The following is a 14,541-nucleotide window of genomic DNA, read 5'->3' as shown; positions in this document are numbered from 1 at the left end:
ATGGCCGGATCATCCCTGGCACCGGTCAATATCAGGAACTCCCGGATCCTGGTGGTGGACGACAACCGGGTGAACCGCCACCTGCTGACGGCGGTGCTTCAGCGCGGCGGCTTTCCCCATGTCGAGATGGCGGAGGACGGCATCGACGCCCTGGCCAAGATCGAGGCGCAGGCGCCGGATCTGATCCTGCTGGACCTGATGATGCCCCGGATGGACGGGTTCGAGACCTGCCGCCGGGTGCGGACGGATCCCAACCGGCGCGATCTGCCGATCCTGGTCCAGAGCAGCCTGTCCGGGTCGGAGGACAGGACGCGGGCCTTCTCGGTCGGCGCCACCGACTTCGTGACCAAGCCGATCAACGCGACCGAACTGCTGTCCCGTGTCCGCATCCACCTGGAGAACCAAGCGCTGCTGCGCGACCTGCAAGGCTATCGCCGGCGCCGACAGGGGGAGCTGGCGCTGGCGCGGAGCATGCAGGAGCGGCTGCTGCCGGCGCCGTCCCGGCTGGTTGAGACGGAGGCCGACCTCGGGTTGAGCATCGCCGCCCATTTCGAGCCGTCGTCGGAACTGGGCGGCGACTTCTGGGACTTGCGGCGTGATGGGCTGGGACGGCTGATCGTCTGGCTGGTGGATTTCTCAGGCCATGGCGTCGGCGCGGCGCTGAACACCTTCCGGTTGCACGCGATCCTGCGCCAGATGGACCTGACCAATTTCGATCCTGCGGACCACCTGCGTGATGTGAACGGACGAGTCTGTCCGCTGCTGCGGAATGGCCAGTTCGCGACCGTGCTGGTCGGCGTGATCGATCCCGCGACCAATACCTTCCATTACGCCTCCGCCGGAGCGCCCGCCCCGATGGTCTGGGTGCCGGGCGACGCGGTGCCGGCGTTCGGCGACAGCAGCGGGCTCCCCGTCGGCATATTGCCGTCCGCCCGCTACGAGAACCGCGACCTACCCCTGCCGGTGGGCGGCCGCCTGTTCCTGTACAGCGACGGCGCCAGCGAGCTTTGGACCAGCCAGGACACCGTCCTGGGGGAGGAGGGCCTGCTCGACCTCGTCCGGCAACAGATGCGCCAGGAGGAGGATGCCGGCTTCCTCGCCGGCCTGCTCGGCGCCCTGGCCGCGCTGGGCAATTTCGACGACGACGTCACCGCCTTGGTGCTGACCCGCCGCGCTTAAACCTGTTCGTCCGCGAGAGGTTCGTAGAAGGCGGCGGCGAAGCCCGCCTTGGTCCGGCTCTCCTCGTTGAACGGACGCTTCAATCCTCCCTTGAAATGGGTACGAACCAGGTTTTGCCAAGTCGGGATCGGTTCGACGGCCAGTTTGTCGCAGACGTGCTCGAACCAGCGGCGGCCGGCGGCGACATGGGTGATCTCGTCGTCGTGGATGATCTGGAGCGCGTCGGCGCTGGCGTCGTCGCCGACCCGGCGGAGGTTCAGGATCATCGCCGGCGTCACGTCCAGCCCGCGCGCCTCCAGTACCAGCGGCACGATGGCGAGACGGGCGGCGAGGTCGTGGGCGGTGATCTCGCTGGCCTGCCAGAGACCGTCATGGGCGGGCAGGGCGCCATAGTGGCTGCCGAACTCGGCCAGCCTGCGGCACAACATGTCGAAGTGGCGGGCCTCGTCGTCGGCGACCTGGACCCAGTCGTCGCTGAACGCCTTGGGCATGCCGGCGCCGAAGCGGGCGACGATGTCCCAGGACAGGTCGATGGCGTTCAGCTCGATATGGGCGAGCGCGTGGACCAGGGCGATCCGCCCGGAGACGCTGCCGGCCTTGCGGCGCGGCGGCATGTCGCGCGGCAGGCGAAGCTCCGGATGGTCGGGACGCGCCGGCCGGAGCGGCGGCGCCATCCCATCGGCATCATCACCAATCCCGGCGATCGCGCCGCTCCGCCAGTCCTCGGCGAAGCGGCGGGACAGGCGGACCTTCTCCGCCGGGTCGGCCGTGGTCAGGACGGTGATGGCGGCGGCGCGGAGCGTCATTTGCGGCCGTAAGCGATGAATTCGCCATTGAGGTACCGCGGCTTGCCATAGGCGAGGGACTGGCCGTCCGGCGTCTCGATCGAGCCGCCCGCCGCCAGCAGGATAGCGTGGCCGGCGGCGGTGTCCCATTCGCAGGTCGGGCCGAACCGGGGGTAGATATCGACCTCGCCGCGCGCGATCAGGCAGAACTTGAGCGCGCTGCTGGAATGGCGGTGCTCCTTGACCAGTTTCCCTTCCAGGAACTTGTCGAGCCGCTCGCGGTCGCCGTGGCGGCGGCTGGACAGCACGACCAGACCGTCGGCCGGAACCACCCGGCAGGAGATCGGGACGTCGTGGCGGGCACGCGCGCCATACACGGCGGTGCCGGGGCCGGCGGCGGCGTAGGTGTCGCCATCGACAGGCAGGTACATGACGCCGAGCACGGGCACGCCGTCCTTGATCAGGCCGATGTTGACGGTGAATTCGCCGGTGTGCTCGATGAAGCCCTTGGTGCCGTCCAGCGGATCGACCAGCCAATAGGTGCCGTGATCGCCCGGTGGGGACTTGCCGGCGGCGTGCTGCTCCTCCGAGATGACCGGGATGTCGGGCGTCAGGTGGTGCAGCGCCGGCAGGATGACGGCCTCCGCCGCGTTGTCGGCGGCGGTGACCGGACTGCCGTCCGCCTTGACATGGGCGGTGACGGTATCGGTGTAGTACCGGAGAATGACCTCCCCGGCCTCCCGCGCGATGCCGCGGACGGCCGGCAGAAGTTTGACGATGCCCTGATCCAGGCTCTGATCGGCCATGAGTCCCCCAAAGATCACAAGGAACGGAGCATACGCCGTCCCGTGACCCTTGGGGAACCCCCGCCGGTCTTTATTCGGCGGCCTGTTACTCGCCAGTCGCTTACTCGGCGGCCAGGGCGGGCTGTTCGGACTGGATCAGACGCCAGACCCGCTGCGGCGTCGCGGGCATGTCGACGTGGCGGATGCCATAGGGCGACAGGGCGTCGACCACCGCGTTGATCACGGCGGGCGGAGCCCCGATCGCCCCGGCCTCGCCGGCGCCCTTCATGCCCAAGGCGTTGGTCGTGCTGGGCACCTCGTTCAGCTTGAACTGGACGAACGGGATGTTGGCGGCGCGCGGCATGCAGTAATCCATGAACGAGCCGGTCAGCAACTGGCCCGAATCGGGATCATAGACGCATTCCTCGTAGACCGCCTGACCGATGCCCTGACCGACGCCGCCATGGACCTGACCGGCCAGCATCATCGGGTTGAGCACCTTGCCGAAGTCGTCGACCACGGTGTAGTTGATGAACTCGATCCCGCCGGTATCCGGATCGATCTCCAACTCGCAGATGTGGCAGCCGTTGGGGAACGTCGCGGCTGGCGGCGTCCAGCGGGCCTCCTCGTCGAAGGCGAAGCCGGCGTCGGAAGGCGCGCTGGCGGCGGCGACCTCCTGGATCGTCATCTTGCGGTCGGTGCCGACGATGGTGAAGGTGCCATCCTCGAACCCGATATCCACCGCGGCGGCTTCCAGCAGTTCCGCCGCCTTGGCCTTGGCCTTCTCGATCACCCGCTCCGCCGTGTCGGACAGGGCGGCGCCGCCGACCGGGATCGAGCGCGAGCCACCGGTGCCGGAGCCGAAGCTGATCCGCGCGCTGTCGCCCTGGACGATCTCGATGTCCTCGGCAGGGATGCCCAGGCGGTCGGAGACGATCTGGGTATAGGCCGTCTCGTGCCCCTGGCCGTTGGACTGCGAGCCGATCAGGACGGTGACCTTGCCCGACGGCATCATCTGGATGGTCGCCTGCTCCGGCCCGCCGCCCGAGCACGCCTCGATATAGGTGGACAGGCCGATGCCACGCAGCTTGCCCTTGGCCTTGGCAGCCGCCCGGCGCGCCTCGAAGCCGGCCCAGTCCGACAGCTCCAGCGCGTCGTCCATGTTGCGGGCGAACTCGCCGGTGTCATAGACGTGGTCCAGCGCCGTCTTGTACGGCATGGCCTCCGGCGGGATGAAGTTGCGCCGGCGCAGCTCGCCCGGATGCATGCCAAGCTCGCGCGCCGCGGCATCAACCAGGCGTTCCAGCAGATAGGCGGCCTCGGGCCGTCCGGCGCCGCGATAGGCGTCGACCGGGTTGGTGTTGGTGAAGACGCCCTTGACGTGGACGTGGATCGCCGGGGTGGTGTAGACGCCGGCCAGCATGGCGGTGCCGGCGTCGGTCGGGATGTAGGGACCGAAGTTGGACAGGTAGGCGCCCAGGTTGGCGACCGTGGAGACCCGCATCGCCAGGAACTTGCCGTCGGCGTCCAGCGCCAGATCGGCGTGGGAGACGTTGTCGCGGCCGTGGTCGTCGCTGAGGAAGGCCTCGCCCCGCTCCGACGTCCACTTGACCGGACGGTTCAGCTTGCGCGCGGCGAACAGCGACAGGACGTATTCCGGATACATGAAGATCTTCATGCCGAACCCACCACCGACATCGGTGGTCAGGATGTGGAACTTCTCCTCCGGCTCGTTGAAGATCTGGGTCGCCAACTGGGTGCGCAGCCCGTGGACGCCCTGGCTGGAGACGTAGAGGACATAGCGGTCGGTGTCGTCGATCGAGGCGAGGCAGGCCCGGCCCTCCATCGAGTTCGGCACGATGCGGTTGTTGACGACATCGACGCTGACGACCTTGGCGGCCTTGGCGAATCCGGCCTCGGTGCCCGCCTTGTCGCCCTTTTCCCAGACGAAGCTGAGGTTGCCGGGCGCCTGGTCCCACACCTGCGGCGCGCTGGAGTCCAAGGCTCCGACCGTGTCGGCGATGGCCGGCAGCTCGGAGTAGTCGATCATCACCAGCTCGGACGCGTCGCGCGCGGCGTCCAGCGTCTCGGCCACGATGAAGACGACGGGATCGCCGACATGGCGGACGCGGTCCTTGGCCAGCGCCGGGCGCGGCGGCATGACCAGCGGCTGTCCGTTGGCCTGGACCAGGGGGACGTTGCAGGGGATCGGGCTGATGCCGGCCGCCTCGAGGTCGTCGACGGTGTAGAGGCCGAGCACGCCCGGAGCCGCCCGCGCGTCATCCAGATCGATCGAGACGATCTTGGCGTGGGCGTGGGGAGAGCGCAGGACATAGGCGTGGGCCTGTCCCGGCAAGGTGATGTCGTCGGTGTAGCGCCCGCGGCCGGTCAACAGCCGGGCGTCCTCGGTGCGGGGCACCGCCTGTCCAATTCCAAACTTGGCCATGTTCTCTCTAACCCCCCTGAAGGTCCTGTGCCGACGGATCATTGTCCGTGATTGATTGGACCACTGAGTTTATGCGCGTAACGCCGTATGACAAACCCCGGAAGTGATCGGGGCTGGCATGTCTCCGAAAGATGCTTGGCGCTGTCGATTTGGACCTTATGTTCCAATAGAGTGAACGGTCTGGGAATTTTTTTGAACCATGTGCGGACGCTACACCCTGGCGACTCCGGTCGCCGAGATGAGCCGGATGTTCGGCTTTCCCGAACTGCCGAATCTCCCGGCCCGCTACAACATCGCCCCGACCCAGGATGTCGCGGTGGTGCGCTGGCTGGAGGAGGAGAAGCGGCGCGAACTGGCGCTGCTGCGCTGGGGGCTGGTGCCCCATTGGGCCGACGATCCCGGCATCGGTAGCCGCATGATCAACGCCCGCTCCGAATCGGTGGTGGAGAAGCCCTCGTTCCGGACCGCCTTCGCCCGCCGCCGCTGTCTGGTGGTGGCCGATGGCTTCTATGAGTGGCGACAGCACGCGCCCAAGGGCACCCCCAAGGACGCCAAGAAGCAGCCGTTCCGCATCCGCCGCCACGACCACAAGCCCTTCGCCCTGGCCGGCCTGTGGGAGACCTGGAAGGGCCCCAAGGGGGGCGAGCCGCTGGACAAGCCGCTGGAGACGGTGACGATCGTGACGACAACGGCCAACGCCGTGCTGAAACCGCTGCACGACCGGATGCCGGTGATCCTGTCGGCGGACGACTACGCGGAATGGCTCGACCCCGCCACGTCGGTGGAGGCCGCCGAACGCCTGCTGCGCCCCTGCCCGGAGGACTGGCTGGAGGCCTATCCCGTCAGTACGCGGGTGAACAGCGTGCGGAACGACGACGCGTCCCTGGTGGAGCCGGTGGCGATTCCGGGGGAGGGAGAGGCGCCGGCCGCCGAGACTGGGAAGAAGACGGAGCGGCAGGCGAGCTTGTTCTGAGGCGCGATGCTTACACCCCCCTTGGCGTGGTGAAGCGACAGCAAATGTCATCATTTTGACGAGGGCGGTTTGCCAAGGCGCTGATTTTGCTTGGAATGAAGGCATTCCTGCTCAATGGATCCCCTGATCGAGTCCGGGGATGACGATAAAGGAGTGGTTCGGCCCTATTCTATCTACAATTCGTCATCCCCGGACTTGGTCCAGGGGATCCATTGAGCAGAAGATTCGCCTCGGCATGGTCTTCGATTGTCAAAGATCCGACGTCGAAACGCGAGGGGCACTCTAACGCGAAATAGTAAAGGATTACTTTCCTGTGTGTCTGCAAGGAGATAGGCTGGAACCGAGCCCGGCGGCGCTTGCCCATCCCCCTTGGAGATGGCGTTCGACCACGATCCACTCCCTCGCACGGGGGGCGACCGCGAGATTGGGCAGGAATTCGCCCATGACGTCGGAGTTTCAATCCACGCCCCCGCACGGGGGGCGACCGTTACGGCGATGCTGGCGTGCCTGCCCGTCAGCGTTTCAATCCACGCCCCCGCACGGGGGGCGACTCGGGTGACTACGCCTATGTCGCGTGCGCTGCCAGGTTTCAATCCACGCCCCCGCACGGGGGGCGACCACCACCAGCGCGACGTTCCCGGTCACCATCCAGTTTCAATCCACGCCCCCGCACGGGGGGCGACCACCGTGCGATGTCTAAAGCCAGATGACCGATCCAGTTTCAATCCACGCCCCCGCACGGGGGGCGACCAGACGCTGGGTTCCGCGTCGTTCCGGTGGAGCGGTTTCAATCCACGCCCCCGCACGGGGGGCGACGCGACATAGGCGTAGCCACCAGAGACTGTGACGGTTTCAATCCACGCCCCCGCACGGGGGGCGACCGCTGATCAGGTACGCGGCGCATATGACATTCACGTTTCAATCCACGCCCCCGCACGGGGGGCGACGCGTCCAACGTCGAGCCCGTGCTGATCGACCCGGCGTTTCAATCCACGCCCCCGCACGGGGGGCGACCAGGCTCAACGCGAAGAGGCCGCTTATAACGAGGGTTTCAATCCACGCCCCCGCACGGGGGGCGACGAGGGGTTCGGCGGGGCCGAGGTCGGGGTGGTCGAGTTTCAATCCACGCCCCCGCACGGGGGGCGACGAGACAGTCGATCTCGCCGCGATGCGCGCCCGCGTTTCAATCCACGCCCCCGCACGGGGGGCGACATGGTCCGTAAGATTGAGGACCAGACGGATACCAAGTTTCAATCCACGCCCCCGCACGGGGGGCGACCCCCGTGGATTACGCATTGGGAAGAGATGGCGAAGTTTCAATCCACGCCCCCGCACGGGGGGCGACAGGCTGCGCTGGTAGTCCATGAGGCCATGCAACGGTTTCAATCCACGCCCCCGCACGGGGGGCGACTGGCTATCAGCGTCAACTGGCGCATCGATCCGTCGTTTCAATCCACGCCCCCGCACGGGGGGCGACCCCGGCGCCTTCGTGGCTGCCGGGGCTTTCTCCGGTTTCAATCCACGCCCCCGCACGGGGGGCGACGTCTGGATTTCGTCGCGGCACTTGAGTATCAGCAGGTTTCAATCCACGCCCCCGCACGGGGGGCGACGCCCTAGCGATGTGGGGACACAGTACACTTTCATGTTTCAATCCACGCCCCCGCACGGGGGGCGACTGCTTCAGTCTATTCTATTGTCAAATAACGCCGATTTCCCGGTCCAGCGCGAACCCATCGCGTTAATCAAGCCTCGGAAGGGCGATGCCTGCCGAACTTTGACAGCATGCGTTGAAAATGCAAGGTAATTCACCCGCGCGAACCTCCCAGGGAATCTGGAACCGCTTGGGGTTCGCGCGACGGACGGAAAGGTCTGTCAGAAGATGAGCGGCGCGTCGAAATCCTGCGCGGGTTTCGCGCCGACGTGTTCGATCCTCCACTTGGCGTTGGCGCCCAAATTGTAGAAGCGGAGGCTGTCGGTCGCCGGGTCGATCTCGCCGATCAGGCGGGCTCGGAGCGCCGTCCATTGGGCCGGGTCCAGCTCGCATTCGAACACCGAGAATTGGACGCGCTGGCCGAAGTCCAGGCAAGCCCGCGCGACACGCCGCAGCCGGCGGCGGCCCGCCGTGTCCTCGGTTCGGACATCATAGGTGATCAGCATCAGCATGGGGATCTCATTTCCACAGGAAGGGCGGGTAGCCGTCGAGGTCGCCGCGCAGGTGGCGGGCGAGCAGGCGGGCCTGGATGTGCGGCACCAGCCCGAGCGTCAGCTTCTCGTCCAGGAACGGGTGAAGGATCTCGTCGCGCTTCCGTTCCTGATAGGCGGTCAGCACGGTCTTGCGCGCGTCGTCGCGCAGCATCACGGCGCCGCCTTCCTTGTACTCGAAATCGGCCGCCGTCACTTGCTGGCGGTTGATCAGGCTGAGCGCCACCCTGTCCGCCAGGATCGGGCGGACCTCCTCCATCAAGTCGAGCGCCAAGCCCGCCCGGCCGGGCCGGTCGCGGTGCAGGAAGCCGACTTGGGGGTCAAGGCCGACGGTTTCCAGCGCGGATCGGCAATCGTGTCCGACGATGGCGTAGAGGAACGACAGCAGGGCGTTGCAGGCGTCCAGTGGCGGGCGGCGGTTGCGGGTCTTGAAGCGCATCGCCGGATCCTCCACCCGGATCAGCAGATCGAACACGCCGAAATAGGCGCTGGCACCATCGCCCTCGTGCCCCCGCGCGGCATCGGTGCCGGGTGCCTCCATGACAAGGCGCGCGACATCCGCCAAGCGGCGCTGGGCGTCGTCCAGCCGGGCTTGGCTGGCGGGGTCCAGGCTGTCGCCGTAGTCGCGCAGGGCGCGGCGCAGGACGGTGCGCTGGTTGGCGGCCTTGCCGGCGACAAGAGCGCGCGCGATCACGGCGCAAGCCGCGTCGTCGTCGCTGGCGCGGTACTGGCTTCGGCGAAGCAGCACGTTGCCGCTTACCGGTCCCTCGACACGGGCGACGAAGCGGCCATGCTCGCTGAGGAAGGAGACCGCGATGCCCTGTTCGGCGCAGAAACCCATCAGGGGAGGCGACATGCCGACGCGGCCGAAGCAGACGACGCCGCCCATCATGTGGGCCGGGACGCGGCCGATCTCGGCCTGTTCGACCTCGACCACGATGTTGGCGCCGTCTTTCTTGAGCCAAGCGCCTTCGCTGGTGACGAACAGGGTGTTGAGGTGCTGGCGCATGGTCGGATGCCCTCATTCGGCTTGAAGCTGGCGGAGCAGCCAGTCGGCAACCGCCGGTGGCCGCGACAGGCGCTTGGGCTGGCACAGGTCGGCCAGCGAGCACTGGCCGCACTTGCGGGGAGCGTGGTCGGGGGGAGGCGTGACGCCGGACGAGATCATGGCGCGGGCGGCTTCCGCCACCCGCTCGGTCAAGGCCCGGAGGTCAGGATCGAAGGCGACCGCGGTTCGGCGGCGGCTTTCGCCATAGAACAGCGCACCCTCGGGGATGGTGGCGCCGAACATCTCCTCCAGGCAGAGCGCCTGGGCGCAAAGCTGGACCTCGTCGGCGCGGTGCGACTTGGGCTTGCCGCGCTTGTATTCGACCGGGTAGGGCTGGCGGCCGGGGCCGCGCAGTTCGACCACGTCGGCCACACCGCCGATGCCGAGACGATGGCAGCGGAGCGGCATGGAACGAACGGTGCGAACCCCGCGCGGGGTGGACTTGCCGCCCAAATCCACCCGCTCGTGCAACACGCGCCCTTCCGCCGTGAGGCGGTTTTCGGCCCATTGCCGCTCGACATGGATGAGCGCGCATTGACGCGGGCAGAACAGGTAATGCTGGAGGGCGGAGAGGGGCAGCGGGTCGGTGTCTTCCATGGCGGTTCGTTCCCCCTTTCCGGTCCACTCCTTGTCGGTCACAGGCGATCGATGATCTGGACGCCGGCGGGGAGCCCCTCGCGGTCGATCGACACGGCGTAGTCGGCGAAGCCGCGCGCGGGGGGCAGGTTGTGGGTGCCTGGCGAGCCCAGTTCATAGGTCTCGTTCTGGAACAGGCGGGAGACCTTGACGCGGTCGAACAGCTTGGGCGCCGGCGCGTTGCCCAGCGCGCTGTCGTGGCGGAACACGATCAGCTTGCGGCTGCCCATCTCGCCGCGCGCGGCGGATCGGTCGTGGTCGAACATCTGTTCCAGCGCCGACCACAGCAGTTCCAGGTCGTCGTCGCCGAACCCTGTCCATTCCGCCAACTTGGCCGAGATATAGCCGTGCCCGCGATAGAGGCCATAGGGGATGATGTGCTTCCGCCCCATGGTGCGGTTGTCGCGACGCGCGTCGTCGCCCTCCGCCGACTTCTTCGCTTCCGCCTCGTTGGTGGCGGCCATGCGGGTGATCGAGATTTCCAGGGGCATCACCGGCTCGACCGATTGGGCGAAGTTGAACTGGACGGGGCCGCGCACCTGACCGCAGTTGACGCCGGTGCTCATGACCGCACCGAAGGTGCGGACATCGAAGAAATTGCCGCACATGAAATCGCGGATGGCCTTTTCCTCGGGAGCGTTCTTGGGCGACAGCTTGGCGGCGGTATTGACCTTGTCGTCGTCGGGACGGACCTTGCGATAGGCCTCGCGGTGCGTGTCGTTGAGGATCGAGCCTTCCTTGACATAGATGCCCAAGCCGGGCGTGGCGTCGTGGAACATGCCGACGAAGTTGCGGATCTTGCGCTTGAGGCAGACATCGGTGACCAAGCCGTGGTTGGTCTCCGGGTCGAGGCGCGGCAGGTTGCCGGCATCGGGGTCGCCGTTGGGGTTGCCGCGGGTGACGTCGAACAGGAAGACGAATTCGTAGCGGTTCTGGATGGCGGTCATGGCTTTGGTCCTCTGGCGGGCGCGCGTGGCCTCGCGGCTCAAGGGGCTGGGGCGGATCGGCGCCGGGGATTGGTGGCGCGGTCGGGATTGGTGGTGTTGATCAGGTGGAGGCGATCAGGCGGCGGTCGCCTCGTCTTCCGCCGGGGGTGGCGCCGCGGTGTCGTCGTCGGTCTTGCGCGCGTTGCGCTGGTGGTAATAGCCGACGACGAACCGGCCCTGGTCCTCCAGCCGGAGGTGGCGGGGGAGGTCCATCGACAGCTTGTCGACGATCTCGCCCATCTCGCGCTCGAACCAGACCGCGAGGCCGCCGGCGTCGCTCTTCTTGCGCAGCACGGACAGATGGTGGTTGGCGCCACGCAGCAGCAGCGGGAAGACGCTGGCGGGCGTGGCCGACGCCGCGCCGAAATAGCGGTCGCGGATGCTGGCGTTGACTTTGCCGAGGGCGGCGCGCTGGACGCTTTCCAGCACCGCGAACAAGCGCCCCATCAGATAGGCCGGGTCGGTCTGGTCACGATCGAGACTCACGAGATTGTCCTCCTGTTCCGGGATTCCGGCTTGTTCGTTTTCAAAGCGGGTATGTCGGGCGAGCCACGCCTTGCAGATCGCGGCGCGGCGGCCATTGATCTTTCCGTCGGCGCGGATGCGCTGGAGCGTCGCCGACAGCAGCAGCCTGGGATAGCGGCCTCCCGTGAGGATGGCGCGCATCAGCTCGCCACCGAGCAGCTTGGGGATGTTCTCCGCCTTGCGCTGGAGCGCCGTCTCAAAGAGCAGCGCCTGGGCGGATGGCTGGGCCTTCCAGGCGGCGGGCTCGATCCGCATGTCATGCCAGTGCTGGTCGAAAGTGCGGACGAAGGCGCCCAAGGTCGTCTCGTGCCAGAAGCGGACGGAGACGCGGGCGACATTGGGTGATAGGCCGAGCACGAAGAAGCGGGTGCCGAGAACGACATCGGGGGTGATCGACCGATCGGGGCGCCCGGCGGAGATGCGCTCGAGCGAGTCCTTGAGGCGGTAGGTGTCGCCGGCCTCGTCGCTGGGGTCGTCTTCCTCTTCCTCTGCCTCCTCCTCGGGGTCGTGGTCGGCGTCGCCGTCTTCCGCGGTCTTCCCTTCGAAGGGGGGATTGATCCTCTCGGCGGCGATGGCCTCCGCCAGTTTGGCGGCTTCCTCGCCGCAACGGCTGGCATCCACCCAGAACACGACGGAGGCGTCGCCGACTTGGACCCTGTTGTCGCTGGCGCGCGCCAGCAGGGCGTTGAGCGCGGTGCCATAGCCGAAGGCGGCGGCTTCCGAGACGGGGGAATTGTCGCCTTGCTCCTTGCCGTAGGATTCGAAGGCGTCGAGGTTGAAGGATACCAGGGACGCGCCGGAACTTTGCGCGCCCCAAACGCCCTTGATCGAGGGATGCAGGCGGACGGTCGGCGCCTGTTGTCCGGTGATCAGGCAGGTTCCGCTGGCGCCGGTCGCGGCGGCGAGTTGCCTTTGCCAGATCTGGCGCGCGGCGGAGGATTGGTGCAGGAAGCGGACGCCGGGGCTGGACGCGTTGTCAGGCGCGTATGAGAACGCGACGTTCTGGTCCAGCACTTGGGCCACGACTTGATCGGTGAACACGTCGGGCGGCAAGTTCTCGGGGGCCCACGACTGGAGGAAGGCCAACAGGGCGAGCAGGGCCGGCTCGTCGGTGCCGGACAGCGCCTGTTCGTGCAATTCGCGGAACGCGGCGAAATGGGCGGGGTACCGGGCGGTTTCCCCGGTGGTCTTGTCCTTGCCGAGCCCCAGCGCGAACTTGGTGTTGTCCCACAGGAAATACGCGCGGGGCGTGACGCCGGGACGCTTGAAGGATCGCGGGACATCGACCGGCAGCGGCAGGCGCTTCTTGCCGGAGGGCTCGCGCAGGTCTCGCACGCTGGATACCGAGCCGTCCGGCTGGAGGATGATGGCGAAACCGATCCCCTCGGTGGAGTATCCATATGATGGTGCCGCGTCGCGGTCCGCCAGCCGGTCGTAATGGAGGTTGAGGGCGGCCAACATACTCATGACCGGATCTCGGGCGCGTTGAGGCTTGGCACGGCCATGACGCCGTCCTTCAAACTGGCGGGGAAGAACAGCGGGACGCGATCATTGGCGTGGTCGATGTCCAGCAGCATCCAGCCCAAGTCCCGGTTCCGCTGATCCTGGGGGAGCGTGCTGGAAGGCAAGTCGTCCTCCACCAGTTCGAAGTCGGCCGGGAATTCGCGGGTGCCGAAATAGGGTTGGTGAAAGCACTGGCCACTGGCGGCGCGGCGGATGAAGATTTCGCGATGCTTGGTCGCGTTGTCGCAGGCGCCGGCTTTCGCCGTCATGTCGAAATGCGCCTCGATGATGTAATCGACTTGATGGAGGATGGTCGCGGCGCGCTGCTGGCGTTCGTTCTCCACGATCAGGCGCAAGCCGTCGAGGTCGCCGGACTTCATGGCCTTGCGGACGTTGGAGACGGGTGCCCGGGCGCCGACCTCGTTCCGGCGGATCGACTGGAAGCGGATCGGGGCCAAGACATGGATGCGGTCGATCATCCAAGTGATCGCAGGCTTCCAATGGATGGCTTCCAGGATGCCGCGAGCCGCCGACGGCGTCATAACATCGTATGACACGCGCTCCACTTTCATCTCAGGCCGCGTGAAGCAGGCCCGCTGACCGCGAACGCGGAGTTTTACTCCGAAAGACATGACTCCTCCTATCAGCGGAAATCCCGCTGTTGAACCGATGGGCTGGGGTGCGATTCTTAACTCTCTCTGATGCGAATGATTATTTTTGAGTCTCGACAATTATACTTATGCCATCGGCACTGAACAATGACCGGTCGAACAGTTGTTCTCGTAGGTCGGGTAGAGCGCAGCGGCACCCGACACCAACTCGCCTGATTGTCGGGTGCCGCTGCGCTCTACCCGACCTACGGTTACAATTCCATCCATTGGTTTCTTCATACCGAAGCGGCAGCCGACCTACCGTTGGACGTTCGTTAGAAACCGATTATTGTTCAGTGCCGGTCGTATTACTTATGTGCGGTGTAATTTCAGCCCCAACCGGGTAAGATATCCCAGCATGGCGTGATTTTAGGTCTGTGGGGATTTCGATGGTGCAAACTTGCTTCGGATCAAAGTGTATTTATGCGTACTTGGAAGTTTATATGAATACTCAAAAATATTTCGCGTAAACGGACAATGCATCAGGTGATTAATGATGATGTTGATGTGAGCTAATATACGCTGCGGCAATGTGTATGACTATCCGCTGTTGAGGTCATCGAAGGGATTTGCTTGCGTTGAATAATCAGGTTGCCACGGCGACCAAGTTAAGGGGTCGTGGCAACCTGACTATCAAGTTGTGAATCGTGGCGTGAAGTCTGCCAACGCTTTTTGCTGGCGGAGGACTGGCGCCGATGTTATCTTCTGGGTCGAGTCTGCCACACCGTGAACCTCCAATCTGTCTGCGAGTTGCGATGTGGTGCTTGCCAGGGTATCGGCGCTGGTACCGCCGATACCCCTTTCGGGTGAGCACGATCGGATA

General features: G+C 66.1%; 11 protein-coding genes and 1 CRISPR repeat array. Of the genes, 2 read left to right on the top strand and 9 right to left on the bottom strand.

The genetic code is table 11. The features are described 5' to 3' along the window. Entirely contained in the window at nucleotides 1-1,179 is a 1,179-nt protein-coding gene (locus N825_RS15530; RefSeq protein ID WP_037453475.1) for a PP2C family protein-serine/threonine phosphatase, read from the top strand. Here N825_RS15530 and N825_RS15525 read toward each other — a convergent pair. From N825_RS15525 to N825_RS15515, 3 genes are all read right to left on the bottom strand, one after another. Beyond that, nucleotides 1,176-1,985 carry a ferritin-like domain-containing protein gene (locus tag N825_RS15525; protein ID WP_037453472.1) on the bottom strand — a complete coding sequence of 270 codons (810 nt, stop codon included), beginning with the start codon at nucleotides 1,983-1,985 and terminating at the stop codon, nucleotides 1,176-1,178. The genes N825_RS15530 and N825_RS15525 overlap by 4 nt on opposite strands. Beyond that, complete coding sequence (cysQ, locus tag N825_RS15520) at nucleotides 1,982-2,770, bottom strand: 3'(2'),5'-bisphosphate nucleotidase CysQ (protein ID WP_051512418.1); 789 nt, start codon at nucleotides 2,768-2,770, stop codon at nucleotides 1,982-1,984. Before cysQ ends, N825_RS15525 begins: the two co-directional genes overlap by 4 nt. Nucleotides 2,771-2,870: 100 nt before the next feature. Continuing rightward, nucleotides 2,871-5,195, bottom strand: coding sequence for a xanthine dehydrogenase family protein molybdopterin-binding subunit (locus tag N825_RS15515; RefSeq protein ID WP_037453469.1), 2,325 nt, complete (start codon nucleotides 5,193-5,195; stop codon nucleotides 2,871-2,873). Nucleotides 5,196-5,394: 199 nt separating this feature from the next. Between N825_RS15515 and N825_RS15510 the strand changes: the two genes are divergently transcribed. Then, complete coding sequence (locus N825_RS15510) at nucleotides 5,395-6,168, top strand: SOS response-associated peptidase (RefSeq protein ID WP_037453467.1); 774 nt, start codon at nucleotides 5,395-5,397, stop codon at nucleotides 6,166-6,168. Nucleotides 6,169-6,621: 453 nt separating this feature from the next. Next, nucleotides 6,622-7,844: a CRISPR direct-repeat array (repeat unit 32 nt; unit sequence GTTTCAATCCACGCCCCCGCACGGGGGGCGAC). Between the two features lie 196 nt (nucleotides 7,845-8,040). Here N825_RS15510 and cas2 read toward each other — a convergent pair. From cas2 to cas5c, 6 genes are all read right to left on the bottom strand, one after another. Next, nucleotides 8,041-8,331: a CRISPR-associated endonuclease Cas2 gene (cas2, locus tag N825_RS15505; protein ID WP_037453464.1), complete on the bottom strand. Its 291-nt coding sequence runs from the start codon at nucleotides 8,329-8,331 to the stop codon at nucleotides 8,041-8,043. Nucleotides 8,332-8,338: 7 nt separating this feature from the next. Further along, nucleotides 8,339-9,379 (bottom strand): type I-C CRISPR-associated endonuclease Cas1c, encoded by a 1,041-nt coding sequence (cas1c, locus tag N825_RS15500; protein WP_037453461.1) that lies wholly within the window; start codon nucleotides 9,377-9,379, stop codon nucleotides 8,339-8,341. A 12-nt stretch (nucleotides 9,380-9,391) separates the two neighbouring features. Further along, nucleotides 9,392-10,015 carry a CRISPR-associated protein Cas4 gene (gene cas4 / locus N825_RS15495; protein ID WP_037453756.1) on the bottom strand — a complete coding sequence of 208 codons (624 nt, stop codon included), beginning with the start codon at nucleotides 10,013-10,015 and terminating at the stop codon, nucleotides 9,392-9,394. A gap of 38 nt (nucleotides 10,016-10,053) precedes the next feature. After that, nucleotides 10,054-11,001 (bottom strand): type I-C CRISPR-associated protein Cas7/Csd2, encoded by a 948-nt coding sequence (gene cas7c / locus N825_RS15490; protein WP_037453753.1) that lies wholly within the window; start codon nucleotides 10,999-11,001, stop codon nucleotides 10,054-10,056. 114 nt (nucleotides 11,002-11,115) lie between these two features. Further along, entirely contained in the window at nucleotides 11,116-13,032 is a 1,917-nt protein-coding gene (cas8c, locus tag N825_RS15485; protein ID WP_198038342.1) for a type I-C CRISPR-associated protein Cas8c/Csd1, read from the bottom strand. Then, the gene (cas5c, locus tag N825_RS15480) at nucleotides 13,029-13,700 is read right to left on the bottom strand and encodes a type I-C CRISPR-associated protein Cas5c (protein ID WP_037453456.1); all 672 of its coding nucleotides are present in this window, start codon (nucleotides 13,698-13,700) and stop codon (nucleotides 13,029-13,031) included. Before cas5c ends, cas8c begins: the two co-directional genes overlap by 4 nt. Nucleotides 13,701-14,541: the final 841 nt, after the last annotated feature.

The sequence above is a fragment of the Skermanella stibiiresistens SB22 genome (assembly GCF_000576635.1).
In the GTDB taxonomy this organism is placed as follows: Bacteria; Pseudomonadota; Alphaproteobacteria; order Azospirillales; family Azospirillaceae; genus Skermanella; species Skermanella stibiiresistens.
The sequence above is the reverse complement of the archived record's forward strand: the minus strand, read 5'-3'. Positions and strand labels throughout refer to the sequence as shown.

Bases quoted from the DNA above. Each gene is read 5' to 3' on its own strand.
- cas2 (WP_037453464.1), bottom strand. From the start codon at position 8,331: ATGCTGATGCTGATCACCTATGATGTCCGAACCGAGGACACGGCGGGC.
- N825_RS15510 (WP_037453467.1), top strand. From the start codon at position 5,395: ATGTGCGGACGCTACACCCTGGCGACTCCGGTCGCCGAGATGAGCCGG.
- N825_RS15525 (WP_037453472.1), bottom strand. From the start codon at position 1,985: ATGACGCTCCGCGCCGCCGCCATCACCGTCCTGACCACGGCCGACCCG.
- cas8c (WP_198038342.1), bottom strand. From the start codon at position 13,032: ATGAGTATGTTGGCCGCCCTCAACCTCCATTACGACCGGCTGGCGGAC.
- cysQ (WP_051512418.1), bottom strand. From the start codon at position 2,770: ATGGCCGATCAGAGCCTGGATCAGGGCATCGTCAAACTTCTGCCGGCC.
- cas5c (WP_037453456.1), bottom strand. From the start codon at position 13,700: ATGTCTTTCGGAGTAAAACTCCGCGTTCGCGGTCAGCGGGCCTGCTTC.
- cas7c (WP_037453753.1), bottom strand. From the start codon at position 11,001: ATGACCGCCATCCAGAACCGCTACGAATTCGTCTTCCTGTTCGACGTC.
- cas1c (WP_037453461.1), bottom strand. From the start codon at position 9,379: ATGCGCCAGCACCTCAACACCCTGTTCGTCACCAGCGAAGGCGCTTGG.
- N825_RS15515 (WP_037453469.1), bottom strand. From the start codon at position 5,195: ATGGCCAAGTTTGGAATTGGACAGGCGGTGCCCCGCACCGAGGACGCC.
- cas4 (WP_037453756.1), bottom strand. From the start codon at position 10,015: ATGGAAGACACCGACCCGCTGCCCCTCTCCGCCCTCCAGCATTACCTG.
- N825_RS15530 (WP_037453475.1), top strand. From the start codon at position 1: ATGGCCGGATCATCCCTGGCACCGGTCAATATCAGGAACTCCCGGATC.